The sequence below is a fragment of the Geobacter sp. PheSNFMC genome (assembly GCF_059620965.1).
The window spans coordinates 1-17,923 of sequence record NZ_JCAMRN010000062.1 but is presented as its reverse complement, the minus strand read 5'-3'; the positions used below and the strand labels follow the sequence as shown (position 1 = coordinate 17,923).

General features: G+C 65.8%; 16 protein-coding genes and 1 tRNA gene. 13 read left to right on the top strand and 4 right to left on the bottom strand.

The window, feature by feature from the left end; translation table 11 throughout:
* Positions 1-2 precede the first annotated feature (2 nt).
* Positions 3-2,630 carry a type VI secretion system ATPase TssH gene (gene tssH / locus AC6CDK_RS13655; RefSeq protein WP_192904929.1) on the top strand — a complete coding sequence of 876 codons (2,628 nt, stop codon included), beginning with the start codon at positions 3-5 and terminating at the stop codon, positions 2,628-2,630.
* A 9-nt stretch (positions 2,631-2,639) separates the two neighbouring features.
* Here tssH and AC6CDK_RS13650 read toward each other — a convergent pair whose 3' ends face one another.
* Positions 2,640-3,644 (bottom strand): hypothetical protein, encoded by a 1,005-nt coding sequence (locus AC6CDK_RS13650; RefSeq protein WP_039642615.1) that lies wholly within the window; start codon positions 3,642-3,644, stop codon positions 2,640-2,642.
* Between the two features lie 171 nt (positions 3,645-3,815).
* Between AC6CDK_RS13650 and AC6CDK_RS13645 the strand changes: the two genes are divergently transcribed.
* The 10 genes from AC6CDK_RS13645 to AC6CDK_RS13600 all read left to right on the top strand — a co-directional run bounded on the left by AC6CDK_RS13645 (position 3,816) and on the right by AC6CDK_RS13600 (position 13,860).
* On the top strand, positions 3,816-5,465 hold the full coding sequence (locus AC6CDK_RS13645) for a GspE/PulE family protein (protein ID WP_192904928.1): 1,650 nt from the start codon (positions 3,816-3,818) through the stop codon (positions 5,463-5,465).
* A gap of 13 nt (positions 5,466-5,478) precedes the next feature.
* A complete protein-coding gene (locus tag AC6CDK_RS13640) occupies positions 5,479-6,549 on the top strand; it encodes a type IV pilus twitching motility protein PilT (protein WP_039642619.1) in 1,071 nt (356 codons plus the stop codon).
* A 57-nt stretch (positions 6,550-6,606) separates the two neighbouring features.
* Positions 6,607-6,683 (top strand) — tRNA-Pro (locus AC6CDK_RS13635).
* 249 nt (positions 6,684-6,932) lie between these two features.
* Positions 6,933-8,348 carry a UbiD family decarboxylase gene (locus AC6CDK_RS13630; protein WP_039642621.1) on the top strand — a complete coding sequence of 472 codons (1,416 nt, stop codon included), beginning with the start codon at positions 6,933-6,935 and terminating at the stop codon, positions 8,346-8,348.
* A complete protein-coding gene (locus AC6CDK_RS13625) occupies positions 8,348-8,878 on the top strand; it encodes a hypothetical protein (RefSeq protein WP_039642623.1) in 531 nt (176 codons plus the stop codon). The genes AC6CDK_RS13630 and AC6CDK_RS13625 overlap by 1 nt, the downstream gene beginning before the upstream one ends.
* Positions 8,878-9,774, top strand: a complete 897-nt coding sequence (locus tag AC6CDK_RS13620; RefSeq protein ID WP_192904996.1) for a 4-hydroxybenzoate octaprenyltransferase — start codon at positions 8,878-8,880, stop codon at positions 9,772-9,774. The genes AC6CDK_RS13625 and AC6CDK_RS13620 overlap by 1 nt, the downstream gene beginning before the upstream one ends.
* Entirely contained in the window at positions 9,771-10,394 is a 624-nt protein-coding gene (locus AC6CDK_RS13615; RefSeq protein WP_192904927.1) for a UbiX family flavin prenyltransferase, read from the top strand. The genes AC6CDK_RS13620 and AC6CDK_RS13615 overlap by 4 nt, the downstream gene beginning before the upstream one ends.
* Positions 10,395-10,398: 4 nt before the next feature.
* On the top strand, positions 10,399-11,484 hold the full coding sequence (gene mqnE, locus AC6CDK_RS13610; RefSeq protein WP_039642627.1) for an aminofutalosine synthase MqnE: 1,086 nt from the start codon (positions 10,399-10,401) through the stop codon (positions 11,482-11,484).
* Positions 11,484-12,548, top strand: coding sequence for a cyclic dehypoxanthinyl futalosine synthase (gene mqnC / locus AC6CDK_RS13605; RefSeq protein ID WP_039642629.1), 1,065 nt, complete (start codon positions 11,484-11,486; stop codon positions 12,546-12,548). Before mqnE ends, mqnC begins: the two co-directional genes overlap by 1 nt.
* A 166-nt stretch (positions 12,549-12,714) precedes the next feature.
* Positions 12,715-13,860, top strand: coding sequence for a ribonuclease D (locus AC6CDK_RS13600; RefSeq protein WP_192904926.1), 1,146 nt, complete (start codon positions 12,715-12,717; stop codon positions 13,858-13,860).
* A gap of 6 nt (positions 13,861-13,866) precedes the next feature.
* Here the strand turns inward: AC6CDK_RS13600 and AC6CDK_RS13595 are convergent, their stop codons facing one another.
* From AC6CDK_RS13595 to prmA, 3 genes are read right to left on the bottom strand one after another with little or no spacing between them, the layout of a single operon-like run.
* Positions 13,867-14,589, bottom strand: a complete 723-nt coding sequence (locus AC6CDK_RS13595) for a hypothetical protein (RefSeq protein WP_066356863.1) — start codon at positions 14,587-14,589, stop codon at positions 13,867-13,869.
* A gap of 39 nt (positions 14,590-14,628) precedes the next feature.
* On the bottom strand, positions 14,629-15,411 hold the full coding sequence (locus tag AC6CDK_RS13590) for a 16S rRNA (uracil(1498)-N(3))-methyltransferase (protein ID WP_039648048.1): 783 nt from the start codon (positions 15,409-15,411) through the stop codon (positions 14,629-14,631).
* A 2-nt stretch (positions 15,412-15,413) separates the two neighbouring features.
* The gene (prmA, locus tag AC6CDK_RS13585; protein WP_192904925.1) at positions 15,414-16,313 is read right to left on the bottom strand and encodes a 50S ribosomal protein L11 methyltransferase; all 900 of its coding nucleotides are present in this window, start codon (positions 16,311-16,313) and stop codon (positions 15,414-15,416) included.
* A gap of 142 nt (positions 16,314-16,455) precedes the next feature.
* Here prmA and AC6CDK_RS13580 point away from each other — a divergent pair, with 142 nt between their 5' ends.
* Together AC6CDK_RS13580 and AC6CDK_RS13575 are read left to right on the top strand one after the other, a co-directional pair.
* Positions 16,456-17,619 carry a M20 family metallopeptidase gene (locus tag AC6CDK_RS13580; RefSeq protein WP_039648050.1) on the top strand — a complete coding sequence of 388 codons (1,164 nt, stop codon included), beginning with the start codon at positions 16,456-16,458 and terminating at the stop codon, positions 17,617-17,619.
* A gap of 136 nt (positions 17,620-17,755) precedes the next feature.
* Positions 17,756-17,923 (top strand): kinase/pyrophosphorylase (locus AC6CDK_RS13575; protein ID WP_496639883.1); only part of this gene is annotated, 168 nt, incomplete at its 3' end.

Sequence of the window (17,923 nt, the reverse complement as noted above, 5' to 3'; positions counted from 1 at the left end):
CCGTGCTGACCGTTGACCTCACCGCTCTTCTCAAGCGACTCAACCCCCTCTGCACCCGGGCACTGGAGGGGGCCGCCGGACTCTGCGTGGCCAGGGGGCACTACGAAGTGACCGTGGAGCACCTCCTGGCCCGGTTGCTCGACGAGGCAGGGGGCGACCTTGTTGCCGTTCTGCGGGACTCTAGCATCGATGCCTCCCCGCTGAAGACCGGAGTCGTCCGGGTCCTCGACGAGTTGCCCACCGGCAACGGGGGGCGGCCGGTCTTCTCCCCGATTCTTCTGGAGTGGCTCCAGGCGGGGTGGCTCACCGCCTCCCTCGACCTGAACGAGGAGCGGGTCCGCTCCGGGGCGCTCCTGGCGGCGCTCCTGGCCCGGCCGCTGCGGTTCGCGGCGGGCCGCTACGTGGACCAGCTCATGCCCGTGGGACGGGAGGGGCTTCTCTCCGGCTTCTCGCGAGCTGTTTCCGGCTCGGAGGAGAATGCCTGCACGGGCGGCGATACCGCTTCCGTTACCGGGCCCGGCCGGGATGGCACGGCGCTTTCCCGCTTCTGCACCGACTTCACCGCCAGGGCGGCCGAGGGGGGCATGGACCCGGTCTTCGGCCGTGATCGGGAGATCGGCCGGATGATCGACATCCTGGCCCGGCGGCGGAAGAACAACCCCATCGTGGTGGGGGAGGCAGGGGTCGGCAAGACCGCCGTGGTGGAGGGGCTGGCACTCCGCATCGTTGAGGGGGAGGTGCCGGAGGCATTGCGGCAGGTGAGGCTCCTGGGGCTTGATCTCGGCCTGCTCCAGGCCGGGGCAGGGGTGAAGGGGGAGTTCGAGAATCGCCTGAAGAGCGTGATCGAAGAGGTGAAGGGGGCTTCCCGGCCAGTGATTCTCTTCATCGACGAGGCCCACACCCTGATCGGTGCCGGCAACCAGGCGGGCGGAGGGGACGCCGCCAACCTCCTGAAGCCGGCCCTGGCCCGGGGTGAGCTGAGAACCATCGCCGCCACCACCTGGAGCGAATACAAGAAATATTTCGAAAAGGATGCCGCCTTGGCCCGGCGCTTCCAGCCAGTGAAGCTGGACGAGCCGTCGGTGGAGACGGCGGTGCTGATCCTGCGGGGCCTCAAGGATACGTACGAGGCGGCCCATGGGGTCACCATCCGGGACGACGCCGTCCGGGCGGCGGTGGAGCTCTCGTCCCGCTACCTGTCGGGCCGGCAGCTGCCGGACAAGGCGGTGGATCTCCTTGATACGGCTGCGGCCCGGGTGAAGCTCCTGCTCACCGGCAAGCCGGGAAGGGTAGAGGAGGCGGAGCGCCGCATCCAGGCCCTGGAGCGGGAAGAGGCCGCTCTCCGCCGTGATCGGCTCCAGGGGCGGCTGGAGGACGAAGGCCGGCTGGCGGTGCTGAAGGATGAGCTGGCGCTGTTGCGGGAGGAGTTGGCTGCCGTAACGGCTCGCTGGCACCGGGAACGGGAGCTGGCCGGGGCGGTGGTGGCCCTGCGGAACGAAGCAGCGGCGGCCCGCGACCCAGGTGGGGACGCAGTGGGGTTGAAGATGGCGGAAACCGCGGCAATGCTGGCGGAAGTCCAGGGGGATGAGCCGCTGGTCAGGATCGAGGTGGACCCGGAGGTGGTGGCGCAGGTGGTGGCCGACTGGACCGGCATTCCCCTGGGGAGCCTCCGCAAGGACCGGACAGCCGGAGTGCTTGCCCTGGAAGAGGGCCTGCGCCGGCGCATCCGGGGGCAGGAGCCGGCGCTGGCCGCCGTGGCCGAGGTGCTCCGTTCCTCGGCTGCCGGCCTTAAGGACCCGCGCCAGCCCCTGGGGGTCTTCCTGCTCGTCGGCCCCTCCGGCGTCGGCAAGACCGAGACCGCTCTGGCCGTGGCCGATCTCCTTTTCGGCGGCGAGCGGTTCCTCACCGTCATCAACATGAGTGAATTTCAGGAGCGCCACACCACCAGCCGTCTCATCGGCTCGCCGCCGGGGTACGTGGGGTATGGCGAGGGGGGCGCCCTAACCGAGGCGGTCCGCCGCAGCCCCTACTCGGCGGTGCTGCTGGACGAGGTGGAAAAGGCCCACCCCGACGTCCTCAATCTCTTTTACCAAGTGTTCGACAAGGGGATGCTGGCCGACGGGGAGGGGCGGGTGATCGACTTCGCCAACACGGTCATCTTTCTGACGAGCAATCTGGCGGCGGATGTCGTCGTCTCGCGCTGCGCGGAAAATCCGCCGCCCACGACGGAGGATCTGGCCGCCGCCATCCGCCCCCATCTCGCGCGGCACTTCAAGCCGGCGCTCCTGGCCCGCATGACCGTGGTCCCCTACCTGACCCTGGCGCCGGACAGCCTGGAGGAGATCGTGAACCTCAAGCTCGGCCGGGTGGCGGAGCGGCTCCGGGAGAACAGCCGGACGGAGCTTGCGTGGACCCCGGCGGTTACGGCCCGGCTCGCTGCCCGTTGCTCCGAAGTGGAGAGCGGCGCCCGGGCCATCGACCATATCCTGCGCGGGACCCTCCTGCCGCTCCTCTCCCGGGAGATCCTGGCGCGGATCGGCACGGGAGAGGAACTGGAGGCAATCAGGCTCGATGCGGCAGCCGACGGTTCCTTTACCGTCGGCTGCGGGGACGGTGCGGAGTCCCGGTGACCGGAGGCGTCAAACGCGGTACTGCTCGATGCAGGTTTCGGAGAAGGTGTGGGAGACCGTGAGCATCCGTTCGCTGCCGTCAACCGTGACCTTGATCCGGCAGTCGCTGCCGGATTCGGCCCTGGTGTAGCGGAGGAGAACCTTTGCAGCGGTCTCAAGGAGGCTGTCGTCCACCGTTCCCATGAGGACGCCGAGGGGGCTTGAGCCGTCTACCCACCGGATGGCGGCTTCGCCCGGCTGGACATGGTGAGAGAGGAGCTCGTTCTCGGCTTCGTTGCGGCCGATCAGCACCTTGGTGCGGGGGCCGACGCGGAAGTGGCGCGCGACCTTGAGCAGGCGGAAATCACGCAGGTTGAGCTGGTCCGAGTGGTCGAAGACGTCCTTGACCTTTGAGACGAAGGAGACCTCGGTGAGAAGGCAGCCGCCGGCCGGGCACGGGTAATTCTTCACATCCAGATCCTCGGCCAGTTGCATCTGCTCCTTGCGCGAGCGTCCCTGGATGGCCAGGAGCTTTTCGCGGTCGACCCATCCCTCCCGTTCGGGGAGCGTCGGCTCGAAGTGCTTGGCCGAAAGGGGGCGCAGCAGCAGCCCCTCCAGCCCGCTTTCCCGCTCGATGACGCGGAGCGTGTCCCGGCGCTGGCTCATGGGGCGCTGTCCCAGCACCTCGCCGGTGATGACGAAATCGGCACCGCTTTCGGCCATGTACTCCTTTGCCTTGCGGAGCAGGAAGATGCGACAGTCCACGCAGGGGTTCATCCCCTTCCCGTAACCGTGCCGCGGCGCGCGGACCACTTCCAGATACTCGACCCCCTTGTGCATGACCTTGATGGGGATGCCGAATTCCTCGGCCACCCGAATCGCTTCGGATTTGCAGCCGGCGTTTTTTCCCGTACAGGTGCAGAAGGGAGAGGTGAAGTTGAGGGCCTCGACCTCGATTCCCTGCTCAAGCATGACCTTGACCGCAAGGGTAGAGTCGAGTCCCCCCGAGAGGAGGGCAAGGGCTTTTCTTTTCATGTCGTCTCCTGGGGCGCCATGACGGGCGTCGGCAAACGCGGAGCCCGTTACGGAACCTGAATTTTCACGAGGGTAGCACGGGGAAGCGAAAAAAGCAAAGGGTGCCGCGTCTGAAAATAACCCTCAAGTCGCGGCAGGTTCCGGCCGATGGATGTAGAGGGAGGAGCACCCATGGAAAGCATCGTCAAGGAAGGGTCCCTCGGGTCCATTCTCTTCAAATGCCAGATCATCAGCGAGGACGACATCCGTCGGGCGCTGGACGAGCAGGAGCGCACCGGCGGCCGTTTCGGCGAAGCACTGGTGGCCCTCGGCATCGTCGCCCAGGAGGACATCGACTGGGCCCTGTCCAACCAACTCAATATTCCTTACGTACGCCTCAAGCCGACCATGGTCGATCGGGATGCCGTAGCGTTGGTCCCGGCGGCCATGGCCCGGCAGCATAATCTCATTCCCCTGATCCGGGCCGGCGAGGAACTGAGCATCGCCATTGCCGACCCGCTCAACGTGGCGGCCGTGGCGGCCGTGGAAAAGGAGACCGGGTGCGCCGTGTCCGTTTCCGTGGCGCTCATCCGGGAGATCCGGGAGATGCAGGAGCGTTTCTACGGGCCGCCCGACACGGAGGAACGCCTGGGGTTCACATCGGCGGCGTTCCCACCCCAGGTCGTGGCCGCCATGAATCACGACCTGACAGGGGGGAAGTTCCTGGACTACCTGCTGTTGTTCGTGGCCCAGCAAAAGCTCTCCTCCCTCTCGCTCCACCCCCGGGGGGACAGGGTGTCGGTGATTGCCCGGCGCGGCGGCACCACGCGGGAAGTCGGGCAGCTTGCTCCCTCCCGCTATCCCGACGTGGCCATGCATGTCAAAAAACTCGCCCACATCGACGGGGCCCGGTTCTCCGCCCGGGGGGGGATATCCTTTGCCTTGAAGGGCCGCTCCATTCCCTTCCAGGTGACAGCCCTGCGGGGAGAAGGCGGTGATCACCTCACCTTCAGGATGACGGTGGCGGCATTGTTCCCGGCCTCTCTCGCCGACCTGGGGCTGACGGACGACCAGATCCGGCAGTTTGCCGATCTGGCGGCGGCCGGCCGCGGCATGGTGGTGACCGGAGCCCGGGACCGGGAGGTTCGCCGCCGGCTCACGGATCTCTACCTTCAGGAGCATGAGGCGGAGGGAAAGACCGTGTTGGTCGTCGGCAGTGGCGCCGGCACGGGAGAGCAGCGGTTCTCCCGCATTCCGGTGCCGTCCGACACTGACCTGAACGCCGTGGTTTCAGCCTGCCTGGAGCACGATCCGGATATCCTCGTCCTGGAGGATGTGAGTGATGGCCAGGCCTTTGCGGCCGCGTGCCGGGCAACCCTGCGGGGTAAGCTGGTGGTGGCGGGAATCGCCTGCGGCGACGCCGCCGGCGCCCTGGACCAGCTCATGGCCTTCCGGGACATGCACGTTCTCGTGCCCGCGTACCTGCGGGGAGTGATTACCTGTACGCCGGTCCGGCCCCTGTGCCCCGCATGCCGGCGGAGCGAGCCGTTTCCCGCAGCGGAGCGGGCGGCCCTGGGGATCGGTGCCGACGTCACCTCCTGCTGGCGGTCGGCGGGGTGCGAGTCCTGCGACCAGACCGGCCATGACGGCAGGCGCTACCTGCTGGATGTGCTGGTCCTGGACCACGACCTCCGGGAGCGGTTCGAGGCGGCCCGCAGCGGGGCAGAGGTGATCGAGCATCTGCGCGGACAGGGCTGGCGCGGGATCGCGGACGAGCGGCAGACCCTGCTGGCTGAAGGCACCATATCGCTGGAGGAGTATGCCTCCTCCCTGCACGGTTGACGGAGACGGTTTCATGGCACGTATCGACGCACTGTTCAAGCTGCTGAAGGAGCAGGGGGCCTCCGACCTCCACCTGTCGTCGGGGGCTCCGCCCATTTTCAGGCTCCACGGGGAGATGGCGCGGCAGAACTTCAAGGTTCTCTCCCACGAGGAACTGACGGCCATCCTCTATGAAATCCTGACCGACAAGCAGAAGGCCGATTTCGAGGAGCGGCGGGACCTGGACTTCGCCTATGCCATTCCCGGCCTGGCCCGGTTCCGGGGGAACTACATGATGACCCATCGGGGCATCGCTGCGGTCTTCCGGATCATCCCCAGCAAGATTCTCTCGGCAGACGACCTGGGCCTTCCCGACGGGGTCCGCCGCATGACCCAGTTCAAGAAGGGGCTCGTGCTGGTCACCGGGCCCACGGGGTCGGGCAAGTCCACCACCCTTGCCGCCATGATCGACCTCATCAACGCCACCCGCAAGGAGCACATCCTCACTCTGGAAGATCCTCTCGAATTCATCCACGAGAACAAGATGTCGCTCCTGAACCAGCGGCAGATCGGCGAACACTCTCTGAGCTTCTCCGCCGCCCTGCGCGCCGCCCTGCGGGAGGACCCCGACGTGATCCTCGTGGGCGAGATGCGGGACCTGGAGACCATAGGCCTCGCCATGAGCGCCGCCGAGACCGGCCACCTGGTCTTCGGCACCCTCCATACCAACTCGGCGGCCAAGACCATCGACCGGATCATCGACGTCTTTCCCACCGATCAGCAGGAGCAGACCCGGGCCATGCTCTCCGAATCCCTCAAAGGGGTAGTCTGCCAGCAGCTTCTCAAGACCGCCGACGGCAAGGGGCGGGTCGCGGCCCTGGAGATCATGCTCGGCACACCGGCCATCGCCAACCTGATCAGGGAGGGGAAAACCTTCCAGATCCCCTCCATCATCCAGACTGCCAAGCGTGACGGCATGCAGCTCATGGACCAGCACCTGCTGGACCTCTTCAAGACCAAGCGGATCACCGCCGAGGAGGCCTACCGCTGTGCCCAGGACAAGAAGCAGTTCGAGCAGTACCTGACGGAGAAGCCGGGGCAGTAGGGTGAAAAAAACCTTGCCAGAGCAGCAGGTCGCATGATATACAAATTGCTTCTTAGTCGGGGCGTAGCGCAGCCTGGTAGCGCACCTGCTTCGGGAGCAGGGGGTCGGAGGTTCAAATCCTCTCGCCCCGACCATAAAAAGATCAAGGGGTTACGGCAAACGCTGTAGCCCCTTACTTCTTTTGTGATCTCTCTGCGCAGAGCTTCTCGCTTCTTTCAGATCCGCCCGACAGCTACATCCCCCATCAACCTGCTTCTAAAGCCCTTGTTCCGTCCGACCGTTTCGGGCATCCCGCTCCGCATCGTTAAAAGGGTTGTCACCTGCGGGTCGAAATGCTACAAGATTTTATTTGGCGTCATTTCGCACGGTTCTGTCTGAACTCCATGGTTAACGGTGATCTTCACGATTTTCTTGCCGAGTTGGAACGGCTCGGTGACCTTCATCGGGTGGCGGCTGAAGTCGACCCGGTGCTTGAGGTGGCCGCCATCACCGACCGGGTGAGCAAGCTGCCGAACGGGGGGAAGGGGCTTCTTTTCGAGCGCGTGAAGGGCTCCCGCTTCCCTCTGGTCACCAACGTCTTCGGCTCGGCCGGACGGGTGGCAGCCGCCCTTGGCGCGGCAACCCTGGACGACTTGACGGCGCGGATGGACGGGCTCCTCGCCGCCGTGCCCCCCGCGAAAACGGCATCCCCCCTGGAGGCGATGGCCTCCCTGGCCGAGATGCGGCGCTTTGCCCCCCTGATCGTGGAGAAGGCGTCCTGCCAGGAGGTGGTGGAGGCGCCGGACCTCCTGCGCTACCCGTTTCCGCACTCCTGGCCCGGCGACGGTGGCCGCTTCATCACCCTTCCCCTTGTTGTTACCCGTGACCCGGAGACGAACACTCCCAACTGCGGCATGTACCGCGTGCGGGTGGTGGATGGAGCCAGCGCCGGCATCCGGTGGTATGCGGGGAAGGGGGGCGAGCTCCACTGTAGGCGCCATCAGGAGCGCGGGGAGCGGATGCCCGTGGCCGTGGCCATCGGCGGCGATCCGGCGGCACTCCTGGCGGCGATCCTTCCGCTTCCCGAGGGGTTCGACGAAATGCTCTTTGCCGGTTTTCTCCGGGGGCGCCCCCTGGAGCTGGCGCGCTGCCGGACCAGCGACCTGCTGGTCCCAGCCGGGGCGGAACTGGTCCTGGAAGGCTATGTGGAGCCCGGCGAGACGGTCATGGACGGCGCCTTCGGCAACCATACCGGCTTTTACGCCCCGGCGGCGCCGGTGCCCCTCATGCGGCTCACCTGCATAACGCGCCGTACCGATTGCATCTGCCCGGCCACGGTGGTGGGCCGCCCCCCCATGGAGGATTGCTATCTGGCCAAGGCGGCGGAGCGGCTCCTGCTGCCGGTACTCAGGATGCGCTGGCCCGAGATCGTCGACATCAACTATCCGCTGGAATGGATATTCAACGGCGGCGCTGTTCTTTCGCTGCGGGAATGCTCTTCCTCCCGGGTCCGCCAGATCGTCACGGAACTTTGGAGCTCGGGGCTTGCCGGACCCGGCAGGCTCCTGGTGGCGGTGGACGAGGGGACGCGGGTTGATGACCCTGCCGAGGTGGCTTGGCGGGTCATGAACGCGGTGGACTGGCGGACCGATCTGATCATTGCCGAGCGTGACGCCCCAGCCGCCTGGCCCGGCCTCGGTTCGCGGCTTGCCATCGACGCCACCCGATCCGCTGCCCGCCGCTACGGAGCAGAAGAACTCGTGCCGGACCGGGAGACGGCCCGGCGTGTGGACTCGCGTTGGAGGGAATACGGATTCTGATGATGTTCCGGCTTGGCTGGGGAATACTCGTATGCCTCTTTCTCGCCTTGGCAGCGGGATGCTATCACTTGCGGCTCGAGCCGGCTACGTTGCCGGTTCAGCGGGCCGTTACGGCCCGCGCGGCTGCCGATGTCTTTGATCGGGTGCGGGATGTTCTCGTCCAGGACGGATACGCGGTGGAGCGGGCCGAGAGGCGGGACAACGGCGAGGGGGGCGTCATCACCTGCGGATACCGTCACTTCTCGACCCGGGCCGGGGGAATTTCCCAGCCGGTCGGGGGGCGCCTCTACTATCACCGGTTGATGATCACCGTGAACGGCGGCGAAGAGGGGGCCGAGATCCTCATGGAATCCACCGGCCTGGAAATCCGTTCCAGCTACGTCTATGAGGAGGGGGGCGCGGTCCGTTCGTTTGCCAAGCGCTACCCCTACGAGCAGTATCCCGGCATGTTCGACCTGAAGGCGGTGGATCGCGAACTGGCGCGGGTGAGAGGGATGCTGGAGGCTGCTCTGCGGCAGGGGGAACGATGATGGTGAGCGAGGAAGGGCTGGAGAAGGGTATGTTTGCCAAGATCAGAGTATTTCTGGAGATGATCAAGTTTTCCCACACGGTGTTCGCCCTGCCGTTCGCCTTTACCGGCGCGGTGCTGGCGGCCGGCGGCATGCCGTCGGCGCACCAGGTGTTCTGGATTCTGATGGCGATGGTGGGGGCGCGGACCGCCGCCATGGGCATGAACCGCCTGATCGACGCCGAGATCGACGCCCGGAACCCCCGTACCGCGAGCCGCGCCATCCCGGCAGGGCTCATCGGCACGGGCACGGTGATCCTTTTCATCGTGCTCTCCATTCTGCTCATGCTCTACGCTGCCTGGCAGCTCAACCCGCTCTGCCTCTATCTTTCGCCCGTGGCCCTTTTCTTTCTGTGGCTCTATTCGTACTGCAAGCGGTTCACCTCCCTGGCCCACGTGGTGCTCGGCATCTGCCTGGCAGCCGCGCCGCTGGGTGCCTGGATCGCCATCAGGGGCACGGTGGAGGTGCCGGCGATCCTGCTGGGGCTCGCGGTCCTCTTCTGGGTGGCCGGGTTCGATATCCTCTATGCCCTCCAGGATCTGGACTTTGACCGCGCCAGCGGGCTCCATTCAATCCCGGTCCGGCTCGGGGTAAACGGTTCACTCTGGGCAGCCCGGGTCTTTCATCTGGTCATGCTGGGGCTCCTGGCCGGGCTCTACCTGAGCGCGGGGCTCGGCCCCTGGTTCCTGGCCGGCCTGGCCGCCACCATCACCATGCTCGGCTATGAGCACTGGCTCCTGCGCCACGGCGACCTGACCAAGCTCGATGCAGCCTTTTTCACCATGAACGGCTACATCAGCATCACGCTGTTCGTAGCAACCCTGGCCGATGTGCTGGCGGGACGGGGGGGCGCATGAGCGGGCGGCACGTGGTCTTGGCCATCACCGGCGCATCCGGCGCAGTGTACGGGCTTCGCCTGGGGCGTGAGCTCCTGGCTGCCGGTTGCCGGCTCACCCTCCTGATCAGCCGGCCGGGCTTTACCGTCATTCGGGAAGAGTGCGGCCTCGATTGGGGGGATTGGCCCCATGAGACCCTGGCCGCCCTGGAGGAGTACTTCCGGCCCGCCCCGGGGATGCTCGCCTACCATGCGGAGGACGATCTCATGGCTCCGGTGGCGAGCGGTTCCCGTGCGCCCGACGCCATGGTCGTTTGCCCCTGCTCCATGGGGAGCCTGGCCCGGATCGCGGCGGGCCTTTCGAGTACCCTCCCGGAGCGGTGTGCCGACGTGACCCTCAAGGAGGGGAGACCCCTGGTGCTGGTGCCGCGGGAGACCCCCTTGTCGGCCATCCACCTGGAAAATATGCTGAAACTGGCGCGGCTCGGGGTGCGGATCGTGCCGGCCATGCCCGGTTTCTACCACGGACCGCGCACCCTGGACGACCTGGTCGGTTTCGTGGTGGGCAAGGTGCTGGACGCACTTCAGATTCCCCATGAGCTGTTCACCCGCTGGGGTGACGCATCCCGGGTGGAGGAGTGATGGGATGAGCATTTCATTGGCGACACTTAGCGACAGGGTCCATGGCGGCGAACGGATCAGCGACGAGGAGGCACTGTTCCTCTTCGAGAGCCGCGACCCCCTGGCCGTGGGAGAACTGGCCGCGGCCGTGAACCGCCGCCGCAACGGCGACCGGGTCTTCTTCAACGTGAACCGGCACATCAACCACACGAACATCTGCGTCAACCGCTGCTCCTTCTGTGCCTTCTACCGCGCCGCCGACGAGCCCGGGGCATACCTCTACGACCTGGAGGAGATCCGCAACCGCGCGGCCGAGGCCCATGCCCAGGGAGCCACCGAGATTCACATCGTGGGCGGCCTCCACCCCGATCTTCCCTTCGACTTCTATCTCGCCATGCTCCGGACCGTTAAGGAGGTCTCTCCGGACCTCCACGTGAAGGCCTTTACCGCGGTGGAGATCGAGTACCTGTCGCGGCTCGCCGGCCTTTCGACGGCCGAAACCCTGGCCGTGCTGAAGGAGGCGGGACTCGGCTCGCTCCCCGGCGGCGGGGCGGAAATCTTCGCCCCGGCCGTGCGCAACCGGCTCTGTCCCGAGAAGATCTCCGGCGACAAGTGGCTGGCCATTATGGAGGAGGTCCACCGGGCCGGGCTCAAATCCAATGCCACCATGCTCTACGGCCACATCGAGAGCTACGCGGACCGCGTGGACCACATGCGCCGCCTGCGTGAGCTCCAGGACCGCACCGGCGGTTTCCAGGTCTTCATTCCCCTGGCTTTCCAGAAGGAGAACAACCCCTTGGGGCACCTGAAACGCCCCGGTCCCGGAGGGGTCGATGCCCTGCTCACCCTGGCCGTGGCCCGCATCTACCTGGACAATTTCGCCAATATCAAGGCCTACTGGGTCATGCTCGGGGTAAAGATCGCCCAGACCTCCCTGGCCTTCGGGGTGAACGATCTGGACGGCACGGTGGTGGAGGAGAAGATCGGCCATGATGCCGGCGCCGCTTCCCCCCAGACCATGGGGCGCGACGAAATCGTCTCCCTGATCCGCACGGCCGGCCGGGTGCCGGTGGAGCGGGATACACTGTACAATGAACTGCGGGTGTACTGATGCCGATACGTGCCATGGAAAAAGCCGCCGCCGGGGAACTCCTCACGCGGGCCGAAGCGCTCAGCCTCCTGACGGAGGGGGATCTCCTCGCCCTGGGCCGGCTCGCCGATGCTGTCCGCCGGAGGATGCATCCGGAGAATCTGGTTACCTTCGTGGTGGACCGCAACGTCAACTACACCAACGTCTGCGAGTCCAAGTGCAAGTTTTGCGCGTTCTACCGTGACGAGGGAGCTCCCGACGCCTATCTGCTGGCCGAGGAGGCCATCTTCGCCAAGATCGCCGAGCTGGTGGACCACGGCGGGACCCAGCTCCTCATGCAGGGGGGGCTCCATCCCCAGTTGGGGATCGACTGGTTCGAGGACCTTTTCCGGGGGATCAAGGCCCGCTTTCCGCAGGTACAGAACCATTCACTCTCGCCGGCGGAGATCACCCAGATCGCCACGGTTTCGAAGCTCACCATCCCGGAGACGGTGCGCCGGCTTCGGGAGGCGGGGCTCGACTCCATTCCCGGCGGCGGCGCCGAGATCCTGGTGGACAGCGTGCGGCAGGAAATCTCGCCCCGCAAGATCGGCTGGGAGGGCTGGGCCGCGGTCATGAGAGAGGCGGCCCGCCAGGGGATGGCCACAACGGCCACCATGATGTTCGGCAGCCGCGAGACCCCCGAGGACATCGTGGAGCACCTCTTCCGCGTCCGGGAGCTCCAGGCCGCCGGAGGGTCCTTCACCGCCTTCATCCCCTGGACCTACCAGCCGGGCAACACCGAGCTCGGCGGCACGGGGGCCACCGGCGTGGAGTACCTGAGGGTCCTGGCCCTGTCGCGGATCGTCCTCGACAATATTCCCAGCATCCAGGCCAGTTGGGTGACCCAGGGCGCAGCCATGGCCCAGGTGTCGCTCTTCTTCGGCGCCAACGACCTGGGCGGGACCATGCTGGAGGAGAACGTGGTGGCCGCGGCCGGCTGCACCTTCCGCATGAGCCGCGAGGAGATGGTGGAGCTCATCCGTGAGGCCGGGTTCCGGGCTGCCCAGAGGACGACGCTCTATTCGATAATCCGCGAGTATTGACCTGAATAAGCAGTTGAAACACAGAGCAACAGAGCAAAATCTGGAAGAGCCTCCGTTCAAGTTCAACTTCGCCTCTTGATGGCATAAGGCAGAATGTTACCGACGCGCTGAATTCTCTGCTACCCTGCGTTATTGCCGCAGTTTAATCCCATGACTGGAGTTTTCCTTGCCTCTGCAACCCGCTTCACCCGAGATCATCACTACCGTTGACGGAGTGCGCCGTCTTGCCGACCGCCTCGGGCGCGAGCCCATCGTGGCCTGCGACCTGGAAGCCGATTCCATGCACCACTATCAGGAGAAGGTCTGCCTGATCCAGTTCGCGGTGCCCGGCTACGCCGCCATCGTCGACCCCCTGGCCGCACCGGACATTTCCCCGTTGGCTCCACTGTTTGCGAACGCCGCCATCCGCAAGGTCTTCCACGGGGCCGACTACGACATCCGCTCCCTCCACCGGGATTTCGGCATGAAGGTGAACAACCTTTTTGACACCATGATTGCCTGTCAGTTGCTGGGCGAGCGGGAGTTCGGCCTGGCCGCCCAGTTGCGCAAGCGATTCAGCGTGGAGTTGGACAAGCAGTACCAGCGGGCCGACTGGAGCAGGCGCCCCCTCACGCCAGGGATGATTGAGTATGCCGTGAAGGACACGACGCTCCTGATCGAGCTGTACCGGCAACTGGCGACCGATCTGGAGGCAAAGGGGCGACGCGGCTGGGTGGAGGAAGAGTGCGAGCTGCTGTCGCGGGTGAGGGTGACGGAGCGGGGCGACGAGCCGTTCTTTCTCCGGTTCAAGGGGGCATCCCGGATGGATGGCCGGACCCTGGCGGTTCTGGAAGAACTCCTGGCATTCCGTGACGGACGGGCCCGCCAGGTGGATGTGCCGCCGTTCAAGGTGCTGGGGACCGATACCGTGCGCGAGTTGGCCGAGCGGCGGCCCCGCCTTCCGGAAGAGCTGCAGGGAATTACCGGACTTACGGACAAGGTCGTGGCCCGCCACGGCGAGGGGATTCTGCGTGCCATTGAGCGGGGGTGCGCGGTGCCGGAGCAGCAGTTGCCGGCGTATCCGCGGGAGGAGCGCCGCAAGATGGAGCGGGGGGAAGAAGAGCGGCTGAAACGGCTCAAGGAGTGGCGGACCGAACAGGCGGGCCGGCTCGGCATTGAGCCGGGGTACATCGCCAACAACGCCCTGCTGGAGCTGGTGGCCATCCAGGCCCCCCGCACCATGGGGGGCCTGGATGGCCTGACCCCCATGCGCTGCTGGCAGCGGAGCGAGTTCGGTGAACAGATTCTGTCTGCCGTGGCCCCGAGGCGCTGACGCTACCTACTTTTTCCCCTCCTCTCCGGCATCGTCGTCGAAAAGGGAGTCAAAATCGCTCCCTGGAAAAGTATCAAGCCCCGCCTCCGGCCCCTTGGGGACGGCGGGCGGGGTCTCCGTCTTTGCCTCTCCCTCGTCCCAACTGAAGCTTTCCAGGTCAAAGTCACCGGATGCGGCCGGCTCCGCCGCGGGTGCGGACGTGTCTCCGAATCCGCCGAAGCTGTCGGTCGGCACGTCCCAGGGGCTCTCCATTTCCTGGACCGGCGCGGCCCCGGCGGTGGTTGCCGTGATTTCGCTGCTGTCGCCGGTCTCCAGGAGCGCGGCGAAATCTGCGGTGCCGGCAGTGGCGTCAATGGGTGAGGGAGCAGGGGCGGCGGGTGCCGCTGGGGAGGCGCCAAAGGAAACGTTGCCCAGGTCAAGCTCGTCGGCTGCCGGTTCCGTCGGTGATGACGAGAGCCCCAGGTCAAGGTCGGAGAAGATGTCGTCGCCCGGCTTGAAGGACTCCGGTGTGGCCGGAATCTCCCAGGTGAAGCTTTCTTCGGCGTTCGCAGCACGTGCTGCCGACGGCGCTGCAACAGCGGCGATTGGTGCCGCTGCGGTCAGTCCCGCCAGGGGGAGCACCACGGCCCGGATGCCGTGTGCCTGCTTGAAGGCGGAGAGGTCGTGGCTACACTTCTTGCACGTGTCGAGGAATTCGAAGCTGTTGTAGCCGCACTTGGGACATTTCATCGTGGGAACTCCTTGTGCGGCCGGCTTCGATGCTGGCCGCTATGGTATCGGTTGCGCCGGGGCGGGCCAAGGATGGGGCTGGCCGCCCAGGTCTCCGTATAGGTATTGCAGTATCGCCACCAGGGCGATGCCGGCGGTTTCGGTTCTGAGAATCCGACGGCCGAGGGTGACGGGAACGAACCCCGCTTCCCGGGCCTCGGCTGCCTCGGCCGCCGTGAGTCCTCCCTCGGGGCCCACCACCACGGCGATGCGTCTCGGCGCCGGCGTTGCGGCCAGGACTCCGGCGAGGGTCGTGGTCCGTTCGTCCTCCCAGAGCAGAAGCTTCAGGTCGTGGTCCGTTCCCCGAACCGCCTCGGCCAGCCCCCGCGCCAGTTGTACCCGGGGTACCGCCGGACATCCGGCCTGGCGGGCTGCCTCTCCGGTCACCCGTTGCCAGCGCCGCAACCGTTCCTGCTCCCGCTCCGGCGAAATGCGGGGCACCGAGCGCTCGGCCAGGAAGGGGACCACTTCGGATACGCCGAGTTCAGTGGATTTCTGCAAGATGAGTTCCATCTTGTCGCCTTTGGGCAGACCCTGGCAGAGGGTGAGCCAGAGGCCGTCTTCATCCCCCCTGACCTGCCGCCGCTCGCTGATGATCACCGTCAGGCTGTCCCGCTCCACGGCCGTGATGACTCCCGTGCATTCGATCCCTTTCCCGTCCGCGAGAATGACCTCAGTGTCAATTTTCAGACGAAGCGACCGGGCCATGTGACGAAAAAGGTCTCCCCGCACAACCACGTTTTTACCCGACAGATCCAGGTCCGTGTCGATAAACCGGCGCATGCTCATCCCCTGTTCCGGTATACGAGACAACTCCATTCCCCTTCCCGGGAGGTTGCCACCAGGGCGAGGCCGCTCCGGTCGAACCCCTCGACGACAAAGGTTTCCCGCTCCGTGAGGATGCCCGAAAGGATCAGGTGCCCGCCGGCAGCGACCTTTGCGGCCAGGTCCCCGGCCATGCGGACCAGGTCTTCGGCCAGGATATTGGCGAGCACCACGTCGAAGCGTCCCGGAATCAGGGCCAGGGGGGTGGTGACCAGCTCCACCTCCACGCCGTTGAGGGCGCAGTTCTCCCCGGCCACGATCACGGCGTCCGGGTCGATGTCGGTGCCGATCACCTGTCGCGCCCCCAGTCGGACGGCCGCGATGGCCAGGATGCCCGACCCGGTTCCCACGTCGAGCACCCTGTCGGGGCATCCGAGCGTTTCCAGGGCCTCCAGGCAGAGTCGCGTGGTGGGATGTGTGCCGGTGCCGAAGGCCATGCCGGGGTCCAGTTCGATAACCCGGTCTCCCGGTTCGGGGGTGAACGGCTCCCAGGTGGGCTTGATGACCAGGTGACGGCCGATGCGGGTGGTGACGAAATGTTGGCGCCAGCCGGTGGACCAGTCCTCGTCGCGGATGAGGGTGACGGTGGGGGTGGGGATGGGGGCGCCGCCGAAGGCGGTCGCGTTGTCGCCGAGGAACCGCTCGATCCGGGCGAGCTGCCCGGCCATGTCCGTTGCCGGGTCGAAGTAGGCCCGCACGGTGGCGGTGTCCGGCTCCTCGATGCCGTCCAGGGTGAAGGTGTCAAGTGCCCGGTTGTCGATGCTGACACCGTTGCCGGAGAGTTCCACGAGAAAATCGGCCAGCAGGTCCACCAGTCCGGCCGGGACCTGGCAGCAAACTTCGGCCCATTGTTTATCCATGCCTATACCTCGGTATGTTTGTGTCTGCCAGGGGCGGCAAGGTGTGCTAAGGTAGCAGAACTAAAAGATTATGACAATAAAAACCTTGACAAACCGTCCGGCCCGGGTTTTAATTCTCATTAAAATAGATTCGGTGGTTCCCATGGACTTGGAGCGGATAAAGAAGGAACTGATCGCCTTTGTCGACGCCCGACGCGACGATTTCATCCACGTGTCCGAGGAGTTGTTCCACAATCCCGAAACCGGGCTCAACGAGGTGCGAAGCGCGGCCCTGCTGACCGATCGTCTCGAAGCCGAGGGGTTCCGGGTAGCCCGCGGGGTGGCGGGGCTGCCCACGGCGTTCCGGGCCGATTCCGGCGAAAAGGGGCCGGCCATCGGCATCATCGCCGAGATGGATGCCCTGCCCGGGCTCGGCCACGCCTGCGGCCACAACGTGATCGCGGCGGCAGCCCTGGGCGCCGCCATTGCCCTGCGCCGCGTGCTTCCCGCCGACGCGGCGCGCCTCGTGGTCCTGGGCACGCCAGCGGAGGAGATCGGGGTCGGCAAGGTTGAGATGATCCGGCACGGGATCTTCGACGATGTGGAGTTCGCCATGATGGTGCACCCCTCGTCCCGGCGATACGTCATCAAGCACTACCTGGGGCTTGCCAAGATCCGGTTCGTCTTCCTGGGCAAACCGGCCCACGCCGCCGCCTATCCCGAAGAGGGGATCAATGCCCTGGACGGTGTGATCCAGCTCTTCAACGCGGTCAATGCGCTGCGCCAGCAGCTCCGACAGGACGTGCGGGTCCACGGCATCATCACCGACGGGGGCGTCGCGCCGAACATCATCCCCGAGAGGGCATCGGCGTTTTTCTACGTGCGGGCCGACGACATGGCGGAACTGGAGCGGGTCCAGGAGCGGGTCATCGCCTGTGCCCGGGGTGCCGCCACCGCCACCGGCTGCGGGCTGGAGATCGAGGAAGACCCGCGGGTCATGGCTCCCCTGAAGGTGAATTACCGTTTTTCGGACCTCTATGCCGAACAATTGGCATATCTGGGGCTGGAGCTCTCCGAGAGCAGGCCCGACCGGAACAAGGGGTCGTCGGATATCGGCAACGTCTCCCAGATCATGCCGACCATCCATCCCCACGTCCCCATCGGGGAGGGGATCAATATCCACAGTGACGCCTTTGCCCGGGCCACGGTCTCGGCCCGGGGAAAAGCCGCCGTCGTGGAAGGGGCCACCGCCCTGGCCCTGACCGCTGCCGAACTGATCGCTCGCCCGGAGCTGCGGGAAGAGATCCTTCGGGAGTTTCGCGGCTGAGACCCCTGCAATCCCCTCATCCGCTCGCGCCTGGGGGAAAAAGGAAAAAGCCTCAGGGAGCGGTCATTTTTTTGCCTTGCGGAAAAAAGATGGTATACCTTAATGAAAAATCGTTCGAGTCGGTGCCGGGACTGATATGAAGAGGAGCATCAAGCACATTTATCTGCTGTCTGATGCCACGGGTGAAACCGTGGAGCGGGTCGTGCGCGCCGCCCTTTCCCAGTTCCGGGACGTGGAGGCGCGCTTCCACCGGGTGACGCGGATCAGGAGCCGCGAGGATGTGATCTGGGCGCTGGGGGAGGTG